The organism is Vreelandella zhaodongensis, assembly GCF_013415115.1.
Lineage (GTDB): Bacteria > Pseudomonadota > Gammaproteobacteria > Pseudomonadales > Halomonadaceae > Vreelandella > Vreelandella zhaodongensis.
In genome coordinates, this window is sequence record NZ_JACCDD010000001.1 from 541730 (window position 1) to 559631 (window position 17902).

Consider the following 17902-nt stretch of genomic DNA (forward strand, 5'->3'; position numbering starts at 1 on the left):
GCGTTGTTCCATTAGCGTTGTTCCATTAGCCAAGCAGTTAGGCCGATGACCACCCCCCAGGCTGCGAAGAGGTAGAGCGGTAGCCAGCTCACACTGGAAGAGGAAAATCGGTCAACGATGATGATCAGCGGTGGGCTGAACAGGAAGATCGCCACTGCGAGAAGGGCGATTAAGCGCTCGGATTTCCTGGATTTTCCATTAGTGAGTTTCATGAGGCGCTCGCATCTTGTCGGTCAAATGCGTTGGCTTGAAGTGCCAGTAGTTGTTCCAGCGTATCTACGCCACGTGCTTCTAGCCTTGGTAACAGGGCTAACCATAGCTCAGCGGTAACACGAGCATCACCTAATGCAGTGTGGCGTGTGCCAGGTGGGAATGCCAAGTCGTAGCGCTGGGCGAGCGTATCTAAATCATGCCCGTCTAATGCTTCATCCAAGGCCCTTGAAATGAGCAGGGTGTCAATGACAGGTAGATCAAAGGTAACGCCTTTATTGCTGATGGCGAGCATGTCAAACGAGGCATTGTGCGCCAGCAGAACAGCCTCCCCAACATAGTCACGAAAGCGAGTAAGGACAATATCCAGCGGTGGAGCACCCGCTACATCGGCATCTGTCAGCCCATGTATGGCGGTGCTGGCAAGCGGGATGGGGCGTCGTGGATCTACTTTTTGATCAAAGACCTCATTGGCCAGCAAGCGAGCGTTTACCACGCGGCAAGCGCCCAGACTGATGACGGTGTCGCCTCGGCGAAGTTCAAGCCCGGTGGTCTCGGTATCAAACGCCACGACTTCTAAACTCCGCAGCGCTCGGTTTGCCAGCGCTTCATCCGGCGGTGGAAGGTCGGCGATGCCGAAATCATGAAACTCGGGTCGAGGTGGCGCGGTTTCTCTCGGTGCTCCGACGCGTTCAATGGCTGGTAACGGCAGTCGTAAACGGGCGTGAATGCCATCATCGTCAGCCAGGCTCCAAATATCACTGGCGTGCTGGCGTAATACGTCGGATACCAGGGGCATGAGCGGTAGCGAAGGCAATGGCTGACGACGCCACTTTGACAGCTCCTGCTCGGGTAGTGCGCTACCTTGCCAAATCAAATCCAAATAAACGCGCTTGTTGCCCAGGCATATTTCACCTTCAAAGTGACTAACGGGTAGTTGGGAGTTGAGATGTTTCACCAAAGAGTCAAATAGCACGATTAAGGCTGGTGCGTCGCCTTTAAACCATGCAGGCATACCTACAGGGGTGATTAAGCGGTGAGCTGGGTCAAGGCGTTCATCCAATGCTTGCCAAAAATCATTTGACCACATTGGGGTTAAACGCTCGCCTTGATGCTGCAGATCGTCTAATAGCTGTCCAATTTGAGCGACCGTATTACCCAACGTAACGCCCTCTTCTTGAATAACGTGTTCAAAACGCTGACGCAGCGTGGGGTTATCCGTTCCGTTATGGCGCAGCTGAATTAAGGCGTCAGCAGCGCTGGTGAGGCTGGCGGTATGTCGACGTAGTAGAGGTAGCATTGTTGCCAACTCTGCTCTTACCCCCATTTCATTCGACCATGACGCGGTCGCATCGCCAAACGTTAGCAGTGTTTCACCATCACTACCTGGGACTCGGCGCAGAATGACCTTTAGCCAGCGGTTGTCGCACGGAGCGAGTAGCTCCCTGGGAGAGCCGTCGGTGGGTAATTGGCTGAGCGCTTGTTGAAGGCTAGCGACGGGTAACAGGGCTTCCAAGCGCTTACCCAAGCCCAGAGATGCGTTATCGACAAAGAAATCTTCAGCCGCCTGATTAAACAGCATTAGTCGGCGATGATGGTCGCAGAGTAACAGAGGAGTTTCGAGGACTTGTAAGAGGGTCTCTAACTCTCGGCGAATTTTAGCCGCACTGCGAGCGCCTTCTGTGTGAGCAGTCGCTAGGCGGTTGCGATCTCCACGCCAGCTTTCGCGGACGCGGCGCAAGTCAGGCCCAAGGCCCTTGAGCCAACCTTCAGGTGGATGTTCATCCCTTGCATCAGGGTTCGCGACCAGCCTTGCCAACTGAACTTGTAAGTGGCGCAGCGGGGTAAATAGCATGCGTTCTAACAGCAGGCCTACTAAAAAAATAGTGGCGCCACCAGAGAAACTGCCTAGCCAAAGCGCGGCACGAGTGATGCCTGTGGGCGAGAGTTGGGCATCAAGCCAAGCAGCGAAGATAGCGCCCCCTAGCAGGCTGATACCACTCAGGAGTAGCCACAGACCTATCAGGCGTTGACGTTTTGGAAGCCCGCTCCGGGTCATGGTTGCTTCCCATTCAGCAATGATTTGACTTTCTCAATGAGTGCTTGTGTTGAAAATGGCTTGGTGATGTAGTCATCGGCACCAAGCGCCATACCTTTTTCCCGCTCTATATCTCGCCCATGAGCGGTCAGCATAATGACGGGAAGGCGCGCTGTGGTTTCTGAGCTGCGCAGATGCTCCAGTACATCAAAACCACTGATTCCAGGGAGGCTAATATCTAGAAGGAGTAGGTCGGGGGCATTCTCACTAATTCGCTCCAGCGCCGTTTCGCCGTCATAAGCAGTAACCACCTGAAAACCTGCCTGCTCCATTAAAAACTCTAGAGACAGGACAATATTGGGCTCGTCGTCGACCACCAGTACTTTGGCCATGCAGCTCTCCCTATGGGTGTGGAAGTAGGGGGTGTGAAATAGACTTATAAAAGAGTTTAGGCAGACGATGCCACTCAGCCAAGACGACCTTCGACGTGGGTTGACATCCTTGAGTGATGCATTGCCGCTAGTTATAGAGTCTTTACAAAACTAACGACACTCTACAACTTTTGGGGTAAATCAAAATATTAATCAAGCTTCTTCATGGACTTAACTATTTAGTCGTACCAATATATATAGCGATATAAAGCTTGTTGCGTATTTCAATAACAACGAACCATCATCTAGGAGCTACGCCCATGAGTGCGATTGTCTTGCTAGTGGTGGGTCTTGGTGCCATGGCTTTGGGATACTTTGTGTACTCAAAGTTTATTGCAGAAAAGATCTACCAATTGGATCCTGACTTCAAAACGCCTGCCCACGAATTTGAGGATGGTGTTGACTACGTACCCACTAACCGCTTTGTGCTATGGGGGCACCACTTCACGTCAGTGGCTGGTGCTGCCCCGATTGTTGGGCCTGCTATCGCGGTGATCTGGGGGTGGGCACCCGCCTTTTTGTGGGTGGTATTCGGGACTATTTTCTTTGCCGGTATACATGATTTCGGCGCTATCTGGGCCAGTGTGCGCAATAAAGCGAAATCTGTTGGTGCCCTGACAGGTGACGTCGTAGGTAAGCGTGCTCGCAGTATTTTCATGATCGTTATATTTTTAGTCCTGCTGATGGTGAACGCTGTATTTGCGGTGGTCATTGCTGGGCTGATGATGAATTTCTCAAGCGCAGTAGTCCCCGTGTGGGGGGCCATTTTGGTGGCCTTGGTAATTGGCCAGCTTATCTATCGGCGCATTCTTAGTCTGCCGGTTGTCTCCATTATCGGTGTCGTGGCGCTCTATGCATTAATCGGTATTGGGCCTTCTGTTCCGATTCAAATGCCAGCTGAAGTCGGTGGGATGTCTGGCAATGCGGTATGGATCCTGATCCTGTTTGGTTACGCTGCCATTGCTTCACTGCTGCCGGTGTGGGTGTTACTTCAGCCACGCGACTACATCAACGGTCTACAGCTTTTTATCGGTTTGATTATTCTCTATGGTGCCTTGGTACTGCTGAATCCAACCATGGTCGCGCCTGCATTTAATAGTGACGTACCCGCAGGAACACCCTCGTTAATACCCCTGTTATTTGTCACTATCGCCTGCGGTGCTATTTCTGGGTTCCATGGGTTGGTGTCGTCAGGCACTACATCGAAACAGCTCAACAAAGAGACTGACGCACGTTTTGTTGGCTACTTTGGCGCAGTGGGTGAAGGCATGCTGGCGCTGGCTGCTATTCTGGCAGCGACGGCAGGTTTTGCTACGTTAGGTGATTGGCAGGCGATGTACAGCGCCTTTGGCCAAGGGGGCGTGAACGCTTTTGTCGAAGGGGGAGCCTTTATTATTCACAATGGTATTGGTTTGCCTGAAGCCACGGCAGCCACACTGCTAACCGTTATGGCCGCGTTGTTTGCGGGCACCACCATGGATACGGGACTTCGCCTCCAGCGCTACATCTTCCAAGAGTGGGGCGATATTTATAACCAGCAGTGGATGAAAAAACCTGCCATCGCAACGTTTCTGGCCGTCGGCAGCTGCTTGCTACTGGCGTTTGGTGCCGGGGGCGCAGATGGTTCGGGCGGGTTGATCATCTGGCCGCTATTTGGCACCACTAACCAGTTGTTAGCTGGTCTGACGCTGCTGGTGATCACGGTGATGCTAGTGCGTATGAAGCGCCCCATGTGGTACACGCTTGCACCGCTATGCTTCTTGCTGGTGATGACGATTTTGGCGCTACTAATACAGCTACGCACCTTCTGGAATCAGGGCAACATGTTCTTGCTGGTACTGGATATCGTGGTATTGATTGCAGCGATTATGGTGGCCATGGAGTGTGCCTCGGCGTTGAAGCGCTCGCGTGCCGAAATGGCGATGCAGAAGGATTAATGCTGTCACTGCTCCGTTAATTGACATAACCAGGAGGTAATCTCATGCACGATGACCCAACGTCCGGGTCGTCGTCACGTCGCGATAAACTGCGGGCTTGGTTAGACCAAGCCCGTTTTTTTACCGAAGAGGTTTATAGTGCCCGCTATCGAGGTGCTATTGCCCGAGCTCAGCGCGACGAAGACGATCTGTTTATGCTGCTGGTATTTTCCGAAATGATGGGCTTACAGAATCCAGCCTCTTATTACACGCTAGAGCTACAGCCACTACTGCTGGAGCGTTTTCACGAATGGCACCAGCGGATGGGTATGGAGCACTCTCCATTGGATCACTTTCGCTGCTGTTGATGTTCCAGTGGCAACAGTCTCGAATTCGGCCAAACGTGAGGAAGTATCATGCAAGCAGTTCTTAATCGCCGTCTGCTTTGGGTAGGCGGCAAAGGTGGCGTGGGTAAAACCACCGTTGCAGCATCATTGGCAGTGCTTGCGGCCAGCCGTGGGAAACGTGTATTGGTGGTTTCTACCGATCCGGCACATAGCCTGGGCGATGTATTTGATCGCACCCTGGGTGATACACCACGGCGCTTATTACCCAACTTAGATGCCATGGAAATTGATCCTGACATTGAAGTCGAAGCCCACTTGGCGCGAGTGGTCAAGCAAATGCGCCGCTTTGCAGCCCCCGACATGATGCAAGAACTGGAGCGTCAGATGCGCCTGACGCGGCAATCTCCGGGTACTCAGGAAGCTGCGTTGCTTGAGCGGCTAGCCCGCTTAATGGTGGATGACAGTGCCCCCTATGACCTGATTATCTTTGATACCGCGCCGACGGGGCATACCCTTCGATTACTCACGTTGCCAGAGGCAATGGCAGCCTGGACGGATGGCTTGTTAGCGCACAACCGTAAATCAGCTGAACTTGGTAAAGTATTAGATCATCTGACCCCGAAGCGCGGGCGTGATGTGGCGACGCCGTTTGATGACCCCTCGGAAGACCCCCTAGCGGAACTGGATGAGCGCACCCGCGACGTGGCGAAAACGCTGATAGACCGGCGGCGGCTGTTTCATCAAGCCAGGCGACGAATTGAAGATCAGAAAGCATGCAGTTTTCTATTCGTGATGACGCCAGAAAGGCTACCCATATTGGAAACGGATCGCGCGGTAAAGGCATTGGAGGACGTTCATATACCGGTTGCTGGTGTGTTGATTAATCGGGTTATTCCCACCGATGCCGACGGTGAGTTTCTACAGGCGCGTCGTGAGCAGGAAGCGAGTTACCTGGCACGTATTGATCAGCTATTTGAACGTTTGCCGCGCCCGTCGCTCCCTTGGCTGCCCACTGATGTTCAAGGCATCGGTGTGTTAGAGGTGTTGGCGACAAAGCTGGAACAGCAGGGTTTTTAATGCGGGTACTATTACTATCGGCCTACGAAGCGGTTAGTCACCGCTACTGGGCGCAAAGCCTAATGGCCGAACTTGATGACATCTCTTGGACACTTCTGAGCTTACCGCCGCGCCACTTTTCATGGCGCATTCGCGGTAACCCATTGAACTGGTGGCTCAAAGAGCATGAGACCCTCAGCCACTCCTACGATGTTGTGTTGGCCACCTCGATGGTGGATATCGCCACGCTCGTTGGCTTATTTCCCCATCTGGGGCAAGCTAAAAAGATAGTTTACTTCCATGAAAACCAGTTTGCTTATCCTGAATCCAGCGACCAGATACCCCAGGTAGAGGCAAAGATGGTGAACCTCTACGCGGCACTGGCGGCAGACACGCTGGTGTTTAATACTGCCTATAATCGCGACTCCTTCTTCGAGGGTGCTCGGCAGTTTTTGAAGAAAATGCCTGAAAATCTGCCGGCAGCCAAACCGCTAGAGCGATTACGTCAGCAGGCGAAAGTATTACCTGTCCCGATAATGCCGTTAGCTGGCACTTCTCAGTCTAATGCCAACCCACGGCGTATTATTTGGAACCATCGTTGGGAGTACGATAAGAATCCCGACGATTTTTTCGCGGTGCTGTTAACGCTGAGTGAGCAGCAGGTGCCTTTTGAACTGGCGGTACTTGGCCAGCGTTTTCGCGATGTTCCGCCTATTTTTGCTGAGGCAGAAGAACGCTTGGCGGCACAGACGATTTGCTGGGGGCCCCAGCCTGAACAAGCGTATCAGGCACTGTTGAATGGCGGTGGCATTGTGGTCTCCACTACGTGGCACGAGTTCCAAGGGTTAGCCATTATGGAAGCTGCCCAGCGCGGAGCGATTCCGCTGGTGCCAGATAGGCTGTGTTTCCCCGAGCTATACCCTAGTGACTATCGCTTTGATGGAACCCAAGGAGGCCTTTACCAGCGGCTTCATGCTTGGCTATCAAATCCAGGCAGTCAGCCTGAGTTGTTAAATACCCAACAGTGGCAGTGGCCGGAGTGGCGTAGCGCTTACCGAACGCTTTTGATGAATCCTTGATCGACGCTAGGCTCAATCCAGTGAGTCTAGCCGCCGAGTCGGCCAGTGTACGACCGCCGTATGGCGGCGCATCTTTTTGGCGAGTGAGGGGTGTTCGCGCTGAATGACGTGTTCGGCGAAATCAGAAAGAAAACGCGATTTCAGTTCAGCGCGTGCTCGATCTACGCCACTGTGCTGATAGGGGGTTGAAGCAAGCAGCATAAAGCCATCGTCAGGGATTCTTCCCGCCTGCATGTTAGCGTCAATAATCGCTGCGGCGGTGCCAATGGGTTCGGCTAAATCAGGGCCATAGGGGCCGATAATCAGCGCGGTGTTGGGTAGGTGTAGAAAATCAAATCCACGACCAATACAGATGACCCATTCACGGTGCTCAATATCTAGCTCTCGCTTAACACCGTGCAACGCACTTACGTGAGCAAGGTTGCCTTCTAGCAGCGGTAGTAAATCCTTCTGGATCTCTTTTGGCATATCCGGGCATAGGCTCGCGAGCCGAGCGTCTAACGCTTCTTCGCAGTGACCTAGCCAGTCACGTATATCAAGCACGTCACCTTGGGGGCCGTGAATGATCAGCGCGTCACTGTCGGTTTCGAAGCCACATACTAACGGATAAACCTGCTGATGATCACTGCCGAACAGCTGGCCTGCTTGCTTCGCGATAGCGTAGGCATGGGCTTTGGCGGCTTCGGTGTCACAATCAAACCCGGCACAACCGCGTGCTTGATGGCCGCTTGAAAAGTGATAAGTGATCAGCATTAGGGTAGCGTGGCCCGATTTGGCAGCGTCTATCACGGCCTCGGTAAGCAGTTCACCCAGATAGGGCCACCCTAAATCGAAAATACCCCCTAAGTTCCTGAAGGGGGTAATAATACCCAGTGGCGTGCGGGTGGCGTGAGGAATGTGGATACGACCATCCATGCACTTCATCACGACGATTGAAGTGGGATGCTGTGCCATATAACGTTGCCGCGCCAGCCAAGCGCCAGGGCTACAAAAATGCTCGGCGTGCTGTTTGGAAAGGCTCAATAGCGCATCAATACGCTGGGCGATAGGCTGATCATGAAGCAGTTTAGCAGGGCTAGGCATTAGTAACCTCGGGAGTGTCGCCTGGGCGATTAGGCAAGTTCGGTTTTATCTTTATAGTCGCACAAATCTTCAATAATGCAGCTGCCGCAGCGTGGTTTACGAGCAATGCAGGTATAACGCCCATGTAAGATCAGCCAGTGATGGGCGTCCTGTTTAAATGCATTAGGAACATGGCGTAGTAGTTTCTGCTCAACCTCAACGACATCTTTACCCTTGGCGATTCCCGTGCGGTTAGCAACCCGAAAAATATGGGTATCCACGGCAATGGTGGGTTGGCCAAACGCGGTATTGAGGATTACATTGGCGGTTTTTCTCCCAACCCCGGGTAAGGCTTCCAGTGCCTTGCGTGTTTCGGGCACCTCACCACCATGTTGATTGATCAGTAAGTGGCAGGTTTTCATCAGGTTTTCGGCTTTGGTGTTAAACAGCCCGATGGTTTTGATGTAACTCTTTAGCCCATCAATACCAAGGTCAATGATCGCTTGGGGAGTATTGGCCACAGGAAACAGTTTGGCAGTGGCTTTATTGACCCCAACGTCTGTTGCTTGAGCAGAGAGCAGCACGGCCGCCAGCAGTTCAAAAGGGGTTCCCCAGTGTAGCTCAGTCGTGGGATGCGGATTTTCCGCCTGCAGGCGAGCAAAGATTTCGTGTCGCTTTTGGGCATTCATGGGGTGTTCTCTTGGTTATTTGATAGTGCCGGTGACGCGTACTCGACGCTCTGTTCGGGGTGCCACTGTTGCAGGTTGCGCACGCGCAGCAAGGTGTTGATCAAGCACATTCTTTAAAGCGATTAACAGGCCTGCAACAAAAAAAGCACCGGGAGGTAATACAAAAAACAGGAACTGGTAATCGTTGACCAGGGTTAATTGCCAATTAGCGGCGACCGGGCCGAACAGTAATGCCATATCACTAAACAGTGTGCCCTTACCGAGCAGTTCGCGGATTGCTCCTAACAGTACCAATACGGCCCCAAAGCCCACTCCCATCATAAAACCATCGATAGCGGCAGGTAGTACCGGTTGGCGAGATGCAAACGCATCGGCACGTCCTAGAATGGCGCAGTTAGTAACAATCAGCGGAATAAAAATCCCCAACACTTGATAGAGCGAGTAAGCAAATGCTGCCATTAAAAGCTCTGCGCAGGTTACAAAGGCGGCAATCACCATCACAAACGCGGGCAGCCGTACCGCGCTGGGAACTTGGTGGCGAATCAGTGAAATGGTCGTGCTGGAGCCGACCATGACGAGCAACGTGGCAATTGCCAGCCCCAGTGCATTCACCACGCTGCCGCTAACGGCTAGCAGCGGGCATAGCCCCAGCAGTTGAACAAGAGCAGGATTGTTTGACCAAAGGCCGTTACGGGTGAGTTCGCGCCACTGGCTCATGGACTTGGCTCCTCGAAAGTGATGGGGAGGTCAGTGTCAGCGACATAGTTGAGCGCGCGGTGAACGGCATTGACGACTGCACGAGGTGTAATGGTGGCACCGGTAAACGCATCAAAATGGCCGCCATCTTTGCGAACGGCCCATCCATTCGGCGGCAGGCTGTTTAAACCCAACCCATTAAAGTTGGTTATCCAGTCGCTTCGCTGGCGCTCAATATCATCACCTAGCCCAGGCGTTTCCTGGTGCTGGGTAACACGTACACCGGTGATGCGTTGCTGCTGGTCGATGCCTACCAGTAGCTGAATCTCGCCGTTATAGCCTTGCCGTGTCACCACGGGAAGAATGATGACGCTTCGAGTGCCGCTTTGTACATGCCAGCCACGTTGCGAGTCACGTTGAGAGGCTTGATGCCCAAGCTGTTCGGGGCTGGGTAGCTCGAAGCTACTTTCTAACACTGTTTGCACCGCTATATCGACAAAGGGGGCTGGCAAGACTTCCTGTAACTGTCGGTGTTGATAGGCTTGCTGGTGAGCCGCAATACGTTCGGCAGTTACGGCACGGGTGAGTGCCACACTGCCAGCGGTGACCAGTGAGAACACCCCTAAGGCGAAAGCGCCGCGTAGCATGGCCTGGCGGGGAGTCATCGTGATTCTCCCTGCCCTGTGCGCTGTTGCGATTTAGGCTGCCCCGTGGGGCGTGGCACGGTATAGATATCTAAGAGCGGTACACATAGGTTCATCAGTAAAACGGCAAATGCCACGGCATCTGGGTAGCCGCCAAACGTACGAATTACCATGACCAAGACGCCGATCCCAGCGCCAAAAATAAGCTTGCCGCGGCGGCTAGTGGCTGCCGAGACAGGATCAGTGGCAATAAAAAATGCCCCGAACAGCGTTGCCCCAGTGACTAAGTGGAAAAATGGCGAGGCATAGTGGCTGGGGGCGCTGGCATAAAAAAGCGTTGCAAGTACCGTCATGCTAACAAGCATTGAAACAGGGATATGCCAACTAATAATCCGTTTGCCAATCAATAGCAGTCCACCCGCTAGCCAGGCTAGGGCTACATTGCGCCAAGCGTTCAGCGTTCCCTCCGGTAGCGGTCGATCCGCCCAAAATTCGCTGGCCAGCACCGCTTCCCCTTTATGTTTAAAGGCATCAAGCGGCGTGGCGCCACTTAGTGCATCAAGCGCCGAACCCGGCAAGGTGCCGCTTATCTTGCCCCATAGGTTTTCGGGTATCAGTGGCTGCGGAGGCGACCATAATGTCATGTAGGTGGGAAACGACACTAGCAACAGCGCATAACCCACCATGGCGGGGTTGAAGGGATTATGGCCTAGTCCGCCATACAGCTGTTTAGCGACCACTACGGCAGCAATAACCCCAGTGCCAATTAGCCACCAGGGACTTGCCGGTGGTAACGATGCACCTAAGAGTACGCCTGTTAGTAACGCGCTTGAATCCATAAGCGCAGGCGGTAACGGACGGCGGCGGAACTTCAACACGAGTGCTTCTGCGGCTAACGCAAACAGTGCAGCAAGCAGTACGTTACTAACGATGCCCAGCCCGAAGTAAAACGTCATGGCTCCAATGCCTGGCAATGTAGCAACGATCACCCAGCGCATTAAATGGGCAGTAGGAGGGGCTGCGCCTAATTGCGAGGCGCGCATCATACTCATGGTGTTTCCTTTTTTGGGGCTGCAGCGCGAGCCTCTGCAAGTCGAGCATCGGCCGCCTTGAGATTTTCCTGAGCGGTAGCCAACTGAGTTTCTAAATCATCATGGCGCTGGTGTGGGTCTTGCTCAGCCGCTCTGGCTAATACTTTTTCAGCTTTCTTAACGGCCGCTTTAGCGGCGGTTTGCGCAATGCGTAAGCTACGTAAATCTGCCGTGGGCGTAACGCTGCCTGATGGCGGGCTGTTGCTAGACGGCTGGTGTTTTTGCGCGAGCCTGGCCTGGCGACGCGCCTGTTTCTCTGCCTCTTCGCGTGCCAGCCGGGCTTGACGAAATTCGAATCGATGCTTGGCGTGGTCAGCTTTGGCGGTTTCTATCCGCTTAAGCCGAATGCGCTGTTTTGCCGCACGATAATCCTGCACTAGAGGAATATGACTGGGGCATACAAAGCTACAAGCGTCGCATTCAATACAATCAAATAAGTGAAGCTTCTCAAGTGCATCATCGGTCGCGGCTCGGGCATACCAGTGCAACTGCTGAGGGAGAAGCTGTACAGGACATACGCTTTCACAGGCTCCACAGCGAATGCAGGGTGTCTCTGACGGCGCTGGCGGTAATTCTTCATAAGTGGCCGCAATTAGGCAGTTGGTGGTTTTCGTGACCGGCGCATCTAGGGTGGTGAGTGGCGTTCCCATCATTGGACCGCCGACAATGACTTGGTGTAGATGCTTGGTTTCCAGTCCTGCATGCGCGAGTAGTGCCTTAATAGGCGTGCCGAGACGAACCCAATAGTTACCTGGCGCGTTAATCGCATCTCCTGTGAGCGTCACAATACGTTCGACCAGTGGCTTGCCATCGCGCACAGCGTAAAGTGCTGCCAGCAACGTACCAGGATTATGGCAAAGTGCGCCTATATCGCCGGGCAAACCGCCGCTCGGAATATCGCGATTTAATAGCTTTTTGATTAATTGCCGCTCGCCTCCGCTAGGGTAACGGGTTTCAATGACCTTAAGCGTGATACCAGTGGGTTGCTGGTAGTGGGGAAGGGCGGCTTTAAGCGCACCGATTGCTTGTGGTTTGTTATCTTCAATGCCGACCACAATTTGTTCAGCGCCACAGAGCTTGGCGATAAGCTGTGCGCCTTCAAGCACGTCATTGGCGTAGTACCGCAGTGTCAGGTCGTCTGCGGTGATGTAGGGTTCGCACTCGGCGGCGTTCACCACCAGCGTATCAATAGAGTGATGTTTGGCGACCTGGGCCTTGATATAGGTAGGAAAACCTGCGCCACCTAGCCCCGTTAGGCCGCAGGTGTCCAGTCTTTCAACCAGCATTTCATTGGCAGCGGTTCGCCAGTCAAGCGGTGGTAGCAGTTGCCATTGGTCTTGGCCATCTGCCTCAATGGTAATGGTGCTGTCACTGATGTGAGTGACAGTGCCGCTGACACTCGCATGCAGGTTAGCCGATACCATGCCGTCGCGCTGAGCGAGCAGGTTACCCACGCGAACCGTATCACCAATGTTAACCACAGGGAGGGCGGCGCTGCCTGAATGCTGTTTCAGCGGAAGCACTACGCTAATAGGTAGCGTAGCGGTGCGGAGGGGAGACTGGTTCGAACGCTCTTTTCGATCAGGTGGGGTGATGCCACCCGGAAAATTATAGTCGGGCATGCTCACTCCTGCTTGGCTGGCGGTCGCTGGCGATGAGTGGCGAGGGATTAATTACCGGCTGCCATTGGTTGAGCGGCTTTGCCCTTGGCAGCATATCAATACAGTCCACGGGGCAGGGTGCGACGCATAAGTCACAGCCAGTGCATTCATCTTCTATGACAGTGTGCATCTGTTTAGCGGCACCAATAATGGCATCCACCGGGCACGCTTGGATGCACTTAGTACAGCCAATGCATTCGGCTTCACGAATAAACGCGACGGTATCTTCGCTGCTTGCCTCTCCATCCAATGGCGCGGGCTCGCGGCCCAATAAATCTGCTAACGCGTGGATAGTGGCTTCGCCGCCAGGTGGGCATTTGTTCAGGGCATCCCCCTGATTAATGGCCTCAGCATAGGGTCGGCAGCCTGGATAGCCGCACTGTCCGCACTGGGTTTGCGGTAGTAAGGCGTCAATTTGCTCAACCAGTGGGTTTTCTTCACCTTTAAAGCGCACACTGGCCATACCCAGCAGTGCGCCAAAGGTTATTCCAATTCCGGTGAGCACGCCTATGGCACTGAAAATGCCCCACCATGAAAACGTATCAACCATGGTGGTTACCCCTGAGCTAAGCCGGAAAAACCAAGAAAGGCCAGCGACATCAGGCTAGCTGTCACCATCGCAATGGCGGCACCTTTAAATGGTTTAGGTACATCAGCAGTTGCTAAACGCTCTCGCATGGCCGCAAACAGCACTAAAATCATCGAAAACCCCAACGCTGCGCCTAGGCCATAAAGTGTGGTGTGTACAAAATTCAGGTCACGGTTAAGTGATAGCAGTGCGACGCCAAGTACCGCACAGTTAGTGGTGATGAGTGGCAGAAAAATTCCCAATACTTGATGCAGTAAGGGACTTAGTTGGCGCACCATAATTTCGGTGAATTGCACGACAGCAGCAATCACCACAATAAAGCTGATGGTGCGAAGGTAGGTAACATCCAATGGCACCAGTAGCCCGTGATAGACCACGTAGCTAGCAGCAGAAGCCAGGGTCAGTACAAACGTCGTCGCTAACGACATACCCATGGCGGATTCCAGTTTATTTGAAACCCCCATAAACGGGCAAAGGCCTAAGAACTGTACCAACACAAAGTTGTTGACCAGCGCAGTGCTGACCAAAATTAACAGGAGCTCACTCATAGCAGCTTATTGTGCGCAGAAACGGAGCGGCTGGCTAGTGATGGCTCAAATAGCACCACTTGGTGGCGACCTGCTGCTTTAGCAAGATAGAGAGCTTGGTCGGCAGAGCTCATAACAGCACTCGGGGTCTGGGATTGACAGTCTTGCAACATGGCGATGCCAACGCTAACCGTAACGAATGGCTTTACTGGAGATGTTGCGTGGGGTAATTGCAAGTGGTCTATTGCTAGCATGAGATGTTCGCCAACATCTTTGGCTGAGCTGGGCGACGCTTCGGGCAATATAACGCTAAACTCTTCTCCGCCCGTTCTGGCAATTAAAAATCCGAATCTAGTTGAGACACTGTTAAAGGCACTAGCGACCTGCTGCAAGCACTCATCGCCGCGTTGATGCCCATAATGGTCGTTGTATAGCTTAAAGTGATCAATATCCAGCATCATGACAGCAAGAGGAGCTGATGTGGCAGTCGCTTCAGAAAAGGCGACATCCAGGCGCTGATCAAAAAGTCGGCGGTTAGGGAGGCCTGTCAGGGCGTCATGGGTGGATAGCTTTAGTAGCTCAGCGTTGAGCTGCTGCTGACAGGTGAACTGTTCCTGAAAGGCGCGTGAAAGCAAACCTATTTCGTCATTACGCTTGGTAAGCCCATGGGTGTCTGCCCCAACTGTACTGATTTGCTGGGTAAATTGGGTAAGTAAGCGCAGTGGCTTCAGCACAATTTTCTCAAGTAGCAGTAACACCAAGGCAATGACCATTATCATCAGGCCTGCGGTCCAGAGCAGTACATAGCGAAAAGTGGTCAAGCTGGTTAAATAGTTGGTACGATTGAGCTCTATTCCTACTCCTAATGATAAGTGATTGATCGAGCCATAGGCTGGGAAATAGCGTTCGGCATATACCGTATTGCCCGAGAAGCTGAAAGTGTCGTTGATGGGAGCTGCCTCGTGACTTAGGTTAAGAGTAAGAGGGAGCCCTGTATAAACCTCCATAAAGGCCAGCCATTCAGCGTCTAAGGAACGTGTCTTAAATAACCAACCAGTTGATACGCCACTTTTGTCGGTACGTAAAATAGGGCTAGAGGCCATCATTGCTGTGGGTGGGCCAGCGTAAATGCTATTCTGATCGGTACTGTTTTCAGCAATGGCTGCCCGCATATTGTTTACCCATGGGGACATCCAACTGCAATCATTGATGGGAGTCCTACATGTTTGATAGATGCCAGTTTTAGGGTTTATGCCAGCCAAAAAATAGATGTCTTCGTTACTAGTGAAAAACGCCATCAACTGATAGCGCATATCTTCAAACATTTCTTGGCTAAAGTTAACGTCTGCGTAGCGCGAATATTCTCCTTGGACAAACTTATAGGTATCGTCCCAGTGGGCCCAGTCACGCACCTGGGCATGCAGTTGCTGCTGGTCAAGCTGAAAGCTTCGCTCAACACGATCCAGCTCCCGTTTAACCGTCGCACGTTCTTCTGCCTGCAATGCTGGGAATATAACCCATGCGCTGATAGCAGCAAGCGCAGCCATTGCACATAAAAGCAGTCCGCCTAGAGCAGCGAAAAAACGAAAACGCAACGACCATGGGATACGCTGGTGCATAAAGCGGACTCAGTTAAGTTTAACCATCAGGCTTTTAAAAAGAAGAGGCTAAAGCAATGTGTCTGCCCCTGTGCTGGCGTATACCTAGGGATAAGGTGCGCCCTGGGCGAAATAACCCAGGGCTAAAGTATACCTAACTAGGTGACGCGCTGTCCTGGTTCTGCACCAGCGTCAGGGGAGAGTAGGTAAATACCTTCGTCATTGGCCGAGGCCAGTACCATGCCTTCAGAGATGCCAAAGCGCATTTTTCGAGGGGCTAAGTTGGCGACCATAATGGTTAAACGGCCTTCAAGCGCTTCTGGTGAGTAAGCTGAGCGGATACCCGAAAACACATTGCGCGTTTCGCCGCCCAAATCCAGCGTGAGTTGAAGTAGCTTATCTGCACCTTCTACATACTGCGCCTTTGCGATACGGGCAATGCGCAGATCAACCTTGGCAAAATCTTCAAAGCTAATTTCTGGTGCAATTGGATCTTCGGCGAGAGGACCTTTTGGGGTATTTTTTAGCTTCTGTTCTTCCACCAAATCCTCCTTTGACGCCTCAATCATGGTGTCGATTTTATCCCGGTCAACCCGTGTCATCAGTGGCTTGAACTTGTTGATTGGGTGGTTGACGAGCAGATTGTTGCGGCTTTCCCAATCTAAGGAATCCACATTTAAGAACTCACGTGCTTGCTCTGCCATGGTGGGTACTACCGGTGCAAGGTATACCATCAGTTGGCGGAACAAGTTGATGCCCACTGAGCATATTTCAAGGACCTCTGTATCGTGGCCTTCTTGCTTGGCCAGTGCCCAGGGGGCTTTGTCGGCGATATAGGTATTGGCTTCATCGGCCAGTTCCATAATTTTGCGCATGGCACGGCTGAATTCGCGTGCCTCAAAGTCGTCAGCAATACCGTCACCAGCAGCAATAAAGCGGGCAACCATCTGGGGTTCAGCGCAGTGTTCCGCTAGCTTACCGTTACCTAGTTTTTTCACGAAGCCCGCACAGCGGCTGGCGATGTTCACTACCTTGCCAACTAGATCAGAATTCACCCGAGCAGCAAAGTCTTCTAGGTTGAGATCTAGGTCATCGACCTTTGAGGTGAGTTTTGCCGCAAAGTAGTAACGCAAGTACTCGGGGTTTAAATACTCAGCGTAAGTCGACGCTTTAATAAAGGTGCCGCGAGACTTGGACATCTTGGCGCCATCAACGGTTAGAAAGCCATGGCAATTAACCGCAGTGGGCGTGCGCAGCTCGGCACCGTGGAGCATGGCAGGCCAAAACAGTGCATGGAAATAAACGATGTCTTTACCAATGAAGTGGTATATCTCGGCGGTGGAATCTTTTTGCCAAAAGCTATCAAAATCAATGCCATCGCGATCACAAAGATTTTTAAAGCTGGCTAGGTAGCCAATCGGAGCATCAAGCCATACATAAAAGTATTTACCGGGGGCATCGGGAATTTCAAAACCGAAGTAGGGCGCGTCCCGGGAGATATCCCATTCGTTAAAGCCCGACTCAAACCACTCCATTAGTTTATTGCGGATTTGCGGCTGTACGTGACCATCGTTAATCCATTGCTGAAGAAACTCAGCAAAGTCAGGCAGCTTGAAAAAATAGTGAGTAGAGCTACGCACTTCAGGGGTGGCCCCTGATATAGCGGAAACCGGATTAATTAAGTCGGCGGGTGTATAGGTGGCGCCACATTTCTCGCAATTATCACCGTATTGGTCATCAGCACCACACTTTGGGCAGGTTCCCTTAATGAAGCGGTCGGCTAGGAACAAGCCTTTCTGGGGATCAAACATTTGCTCAATATCGCGGGTAGCAATATGGCCTTTGTCGCGCAAGCGGGTGTAAATTAGCTCGCTAAAATAGCGGTTCTCATCTGAGTGCGTCGAGTGGTAGTTATCAAAACCAACGCCAAAACGGGCAAAGTCTTCCTGATGATCCTGGGACACACGTGCGATCAATGCTTCCGGTGTGATGCCCTCTTGCTCGGCGCGCAACATGATGGCAGTACCATGGGCATCATCTGCACAAACGTAGTAGCACTGCTGGCCACGACTTTTTTGAAAACGCACCCAAATGTCGGTTTGGATGTACTCAAGCAGGTGACCCAGGTGAATGGCTCCATTTGCATAGGGGAGCGCGCTCGTCACCAGGATGTTGCGCGGGGCAGTATTAGACATGGTGAGTGATGATTCCGGTTAGGCGGTACAAATGAAGACGGCGAAGGGGAGTAAGCTTCGCCGGTAACGTTAC

Annotated in this window: 17 protein-coding genes; 4 read left to right on the forward strand and 13 right to left on the reverse strand. The window is 52.6% G+C overall.

Features of this window, described 5'->3' with window-relative positions; genetic code table 11:
- Positions 1-11 precede the first annotated feature (11 nt).
- Genes HZS79_RS02370 through HZS79_RS02380 form a run of 3 tightly spaced genes read right to left on the reverse strand, consistent with a single transcriptional unit; the run spans position 12 to position 2640 of the window.
- Positions 12-212, reverse strand: a complete 201-nt coding sequence (locus HZS79_RS02370; RefSeq protein WP_162217443.1) for a hypothetical protein — start codon at positions 210-212, stop codon at positions 12-14.
- Complete coding sequence (locus HZS79_RS02375; protein WP_162217442.1) at positions 209-2269, reverse strand: 3'-5' exonuclease; 2061 nt, start codon at positions 2267-2269, stop codon at positions 209-211. The genes HZS79_RS02370 and HZS79_RS02375 overlap by 4 nt, the downstream gene beginning before the upstream one ends.
- Complete coding sequence (locus HZS79_RS02380; protein WP_162217441.1) at positions 2266-2640, reverse strand: response regulator transcription factor; 375 nt, start codon at positions 2638-2640, stop codon at positions 2266-2268. The genes HZS79_RS02375 and HZS79_RS02380 overlap by 4 nt, the downstream gene beginning before the upstream one ends.
- Before the next feature lie 299 nt (positions 2641-2939).
- On the opposite strand from HZS79_RS02380, the gene HZS79_RS02385 reads away from it, so the two are divergent.
- The 4 genes from HZS79_RS02385 to HZS79_RS02400 are packed head-to-tail and all read left to right on the forward strand — an operon-like array spanning position 2940 to position 7077.
- Positions 2940-4616, forward strand: coding sequence for a carbon starvation CstA family protein (locus HZS79_RS02385; RefSeq protein WP_162217440.1), 1677 nt, complete (start codon positions 2940-2942; stop codon positions 4614-4616).
- 44 nt (positions 4617-4660) lie between these two features.
- Positions 4661-4963, forward strand: a complete 303-nt coding sequence (locus tag HZS79_RS02390) for a cory-CC-star protein (RefSeq protein ID WP_162217439.1) — start codon at positions 4661-4663, stop codon at positions 4961-4963.
- 48 nt (positions 4964-5011) lie between these two features.
- Complete coding sequence (locus HZS79_RS02395; protein WP_162217438.1) at positions 5012-6019, forward strand: ArsA family ATPase; 1008 nt, start codon at positions 5012-5014, stop codon at positions 6017-6019.
- On the forward strand, positions 6019-7077 hold the full coding sequence (locus HZS79_RS02400) for a tRNA-queuosine alpha-mannosyltransferase domain-containing protein (protein ID WP_179926950.1): 1059 nt from the start codon (positions 6019-6021) through the stop codon (positions 7075-7077). The genes HZS79_RS02395 and HZS79_RS02400 overlap by 1 nt, the downstream gene beginning before the upstream one ends.
- A gap of 12 nt (positions 7078-7089) precedes the next feature.
- Here HZS79_RS02400 and HZS79_RS02405 read toward each other — a convergent pair whose 3' ends face one another.
- The 10 genes from HZS79_RS02405 to metG form a co-directional block, all read right to left on the reverse strand.
- Complete coding sequence (locus HZS79_RS02405) at positions 7090-8160, reverse strand: carboxysome shell carbonic anhydrase domain-containg protein (protein WP_162217436.1); 1071 nt, start codon at positions 8158-8160, stop codon at positions 7090-7092.
- Between the two features lie 29 nt (positions 8161-8189).
- A complete protein-coding gene (gene nth / locus HZS79_RS02410; RefSeq protein ID WP_162217435.1) occupies positions 8190-8828 on the reverse strand; it encodes an endonuclease III in 639 nt (212 codons plus the stop codon).
- Positions 8829-8843: 15 nt separating this feature from the next.
- Complete coding sequence (locus HZS79_RS02415) at positions 8844-9545, reverse strand: electron transport complex subunit E (protein ID WP_179926951.1); 702 nt, start codon at positions 9543-9545, stop codon at positions 8844-8846.
- A complete protein-coding gene (gene rsxG / locus HZS79_RS02420; RefSeq protein ID WP_179926952.1) occupies positions 9542-10189 on the reverse strand; it encodes an electron transport complex subunit RsxG in 648 nt (215 codons plus the stop codon). The genes HZS79_RS02415 and rsxG overlap by 4 nt, the downstream gene beginning before the upstream one ends.
- Complete coding sequence (locus HZS79_RS02425; protein WP_179926953.1) at positions 10186-11220, reverse strand: RnfABCDGE type electron transport complex subunit D; 1035 nt, start codon at positions 11218-11220, stop codon at positions 10186-10188. The genes rsxG and HZS79_RS02425 overlap by 4 nt, the downstream gene beginning before the upstream one ends.
- Complete coding sequence (gene rsxC, locus HZS79_RS02430) at positions 11217-12881, reverse strand: electron transport complex subunit RsxC (RefSeq protein ID WP_179926954.1); 1665 nt, start codon at positions 12879-12881, stop codon at positions 11217-11219. The genes HZS79_RS02425 and rsxC overlap by 4 nt, the downstream gene beginning before the upstream one ends.
- Positions 12868-13470, reverse strand: a complete 603-nt coding sequence (rsxB, locus tag HZS79_RS02435; RefSeq protein ID WP_179926955.1) for an electron transport complex subunit RsxB — start codon at positions 13468-13470, stop codon at positions 12868-12870. Before rsxB ends, rsxC begins: the two co-directional genes overlap by 14 nt.
- A gap of 5 nt (positions 13471-13475) precedes the next feature.
- Positions 13476-14057 (reverse strand): electron transport complex subunit RsxA, encoded by a 582-nt coding sequence (gene rsxA, locus HZS79_RS02440; RefSeq protein WP_162217429.1) that lies wholly within the window; start codon positions 14055-14057, stop codon positions 13476-13478.
- The gene (locus HZS79_RS02445; RefSeq protein WP_162217428.1) at positions 14054-15655 is read right to left on the reverse strand and encodes a sensor domain-containing diguanylate cyclase; all 1602 of its coding nucleotides are present in this window, start codon (positions 15653-15655) and stop codon (positions 14054-14056) included. The genes rsxA and HZS79_RS02445 overlap by 4 nt, the downstream gene beginning before the upstream one ends.
- A 137-nt stretch (positions 15656-15792) precedes the next feature.
- Positions 15793-17829 (reverse strand): methionine--tRNA ligase, encoded by a 2037-nt coding sequence (gene metG, locus HZS79_RS02450; protein WP_162217427.1) that lies wholly within the window; start codon positions 17827-17829, stop codon positions 15793-15795.
- Between the last annotated feature and the right edge of the window lie 73 nt (positions 17830-17902).

Excerpts from the sequence above, each read along its gene's own strand:
- HZS79_RS02385 (WP_162217440.1), top strand. The coding sequence starts at position 2,940 with ATGAGTGCGATTGTCTTGCTAGTGGTGGGTCTTGGTGCCATGGCTTTG.
- HZS79_RS02370 (WP_162217443.1), bottom strand. The coding sequence starts at position 212 with ATGAAACTCACTAATGGAAAATCCAGGAAATCCGAGCGCTTAATCGCC.
- rsxG (WP_179926952.1), bottom strand. The coding sequence starts at position 10,189 with ATGACTCCCCGCCAGGCCATGCTACGCGGCGCTTTCGCCTTAGGGGTG.
- nth (WP_162217435.1), bottom strand. The coding sequence starts at position 8,828 with ATGAATGCCCAAAAGCGACACGAAATCTTTGCTCGCCTGCAGGCGGAA.
- HZS79_RS02390 (WP_162217439.1), top strand. The coding sequence starts at position 4,661 with ATGCACGATGACCCAACGTCCGGGTCGTCGTCACGTCGCGATAAACTG.
- metG (WP_162217427.1), bottom strand. The coding sequence starts at position 17,829 with ATGTCTAATACTGCCCCGCGCAACATCCTGGTGACGAGCGCGCTCCCC.
- HZS79_RS02375 (WP_162217442.1), bottom strand. The coding sequence starts at position 2,269 with ATGACCCGGAGCGGGCTTCCAAAACGTCAACGCCTGATAGGTCTGTGG.
- HZS79_RS02415 (WP_179926951.1), bottom strand. The coding sequence starts at position 9,545 with ATGAGCCAGTGGCGCGAACTCACCCGTAACGGCCTTTGGTCAAACAAT.
- HZS79_RS02400 (WP_179926950.1), top strand. The coding sequence starts at position 6,019 with ATGCGGGTACTATTACTATCGGCCTACGAAGCGGTTAGTCACCGCTAC.
- HZS79_RS02380 (WP_162217441.1), bottom strand. The coding sequence starts at position 2,640 with ATGGCCAAAGTACTGGTGGTCGACGACGAGCCCAATATTGTCCTGTCT.
- rsxA (WP_162217429.1), bottom strand. The coding sequence starts at position 14,057 with ATGAGTGAGCTCCTGTTAATTTTGGTCAGCACTGCGCTGGTCAACAAC.
- HZS79_RS02405 (WP_162217436.1), bottom strand. The coding sequence starts at position 8,160 with ATGCCTAGCCCTGCTAAACTGCTTCATGATCAGCCTATCGCCCAGCGT.
- HZS79_RS02395 (WP_162217438.1), top strand. The coding sequence starts at position 5,012 with ATGCAAGCAGTTCTTAATCGCCGTCTGCTTTGGGTAGGCGGCAAAGGT.
- rsxC (WP_179926954.1), bottom strand. The coding sequence starts at position 12,881 with ATGCCCGACTATAATTTTCCGGGTGGCATCACCCCACCTGATCGAAAA.
- HZS79_RS02425 (WP_179926953.1), bottom strand. The coding sequence starts at position 11,220 with ATGAGTATGATGCGCGCCTCGCAATTAGGCGCAGCCCCTCCTACTGCC.
- rsxB (WP_179926955.1), bottom strand. The coding sequence starts at position 13,470 with ATGGTTGATACGTTTTCATGGTGGGGCATTTTCAGTGCCATAGGCGTG.
- HZS79_RS02445 (WP_162217428.1), bottom strand. The coding sequence starts at position 15,655 with ATGCACCAGCGTATCCCATGGTCGTTGCGTTTTCGTTTTTTCGCTGCT.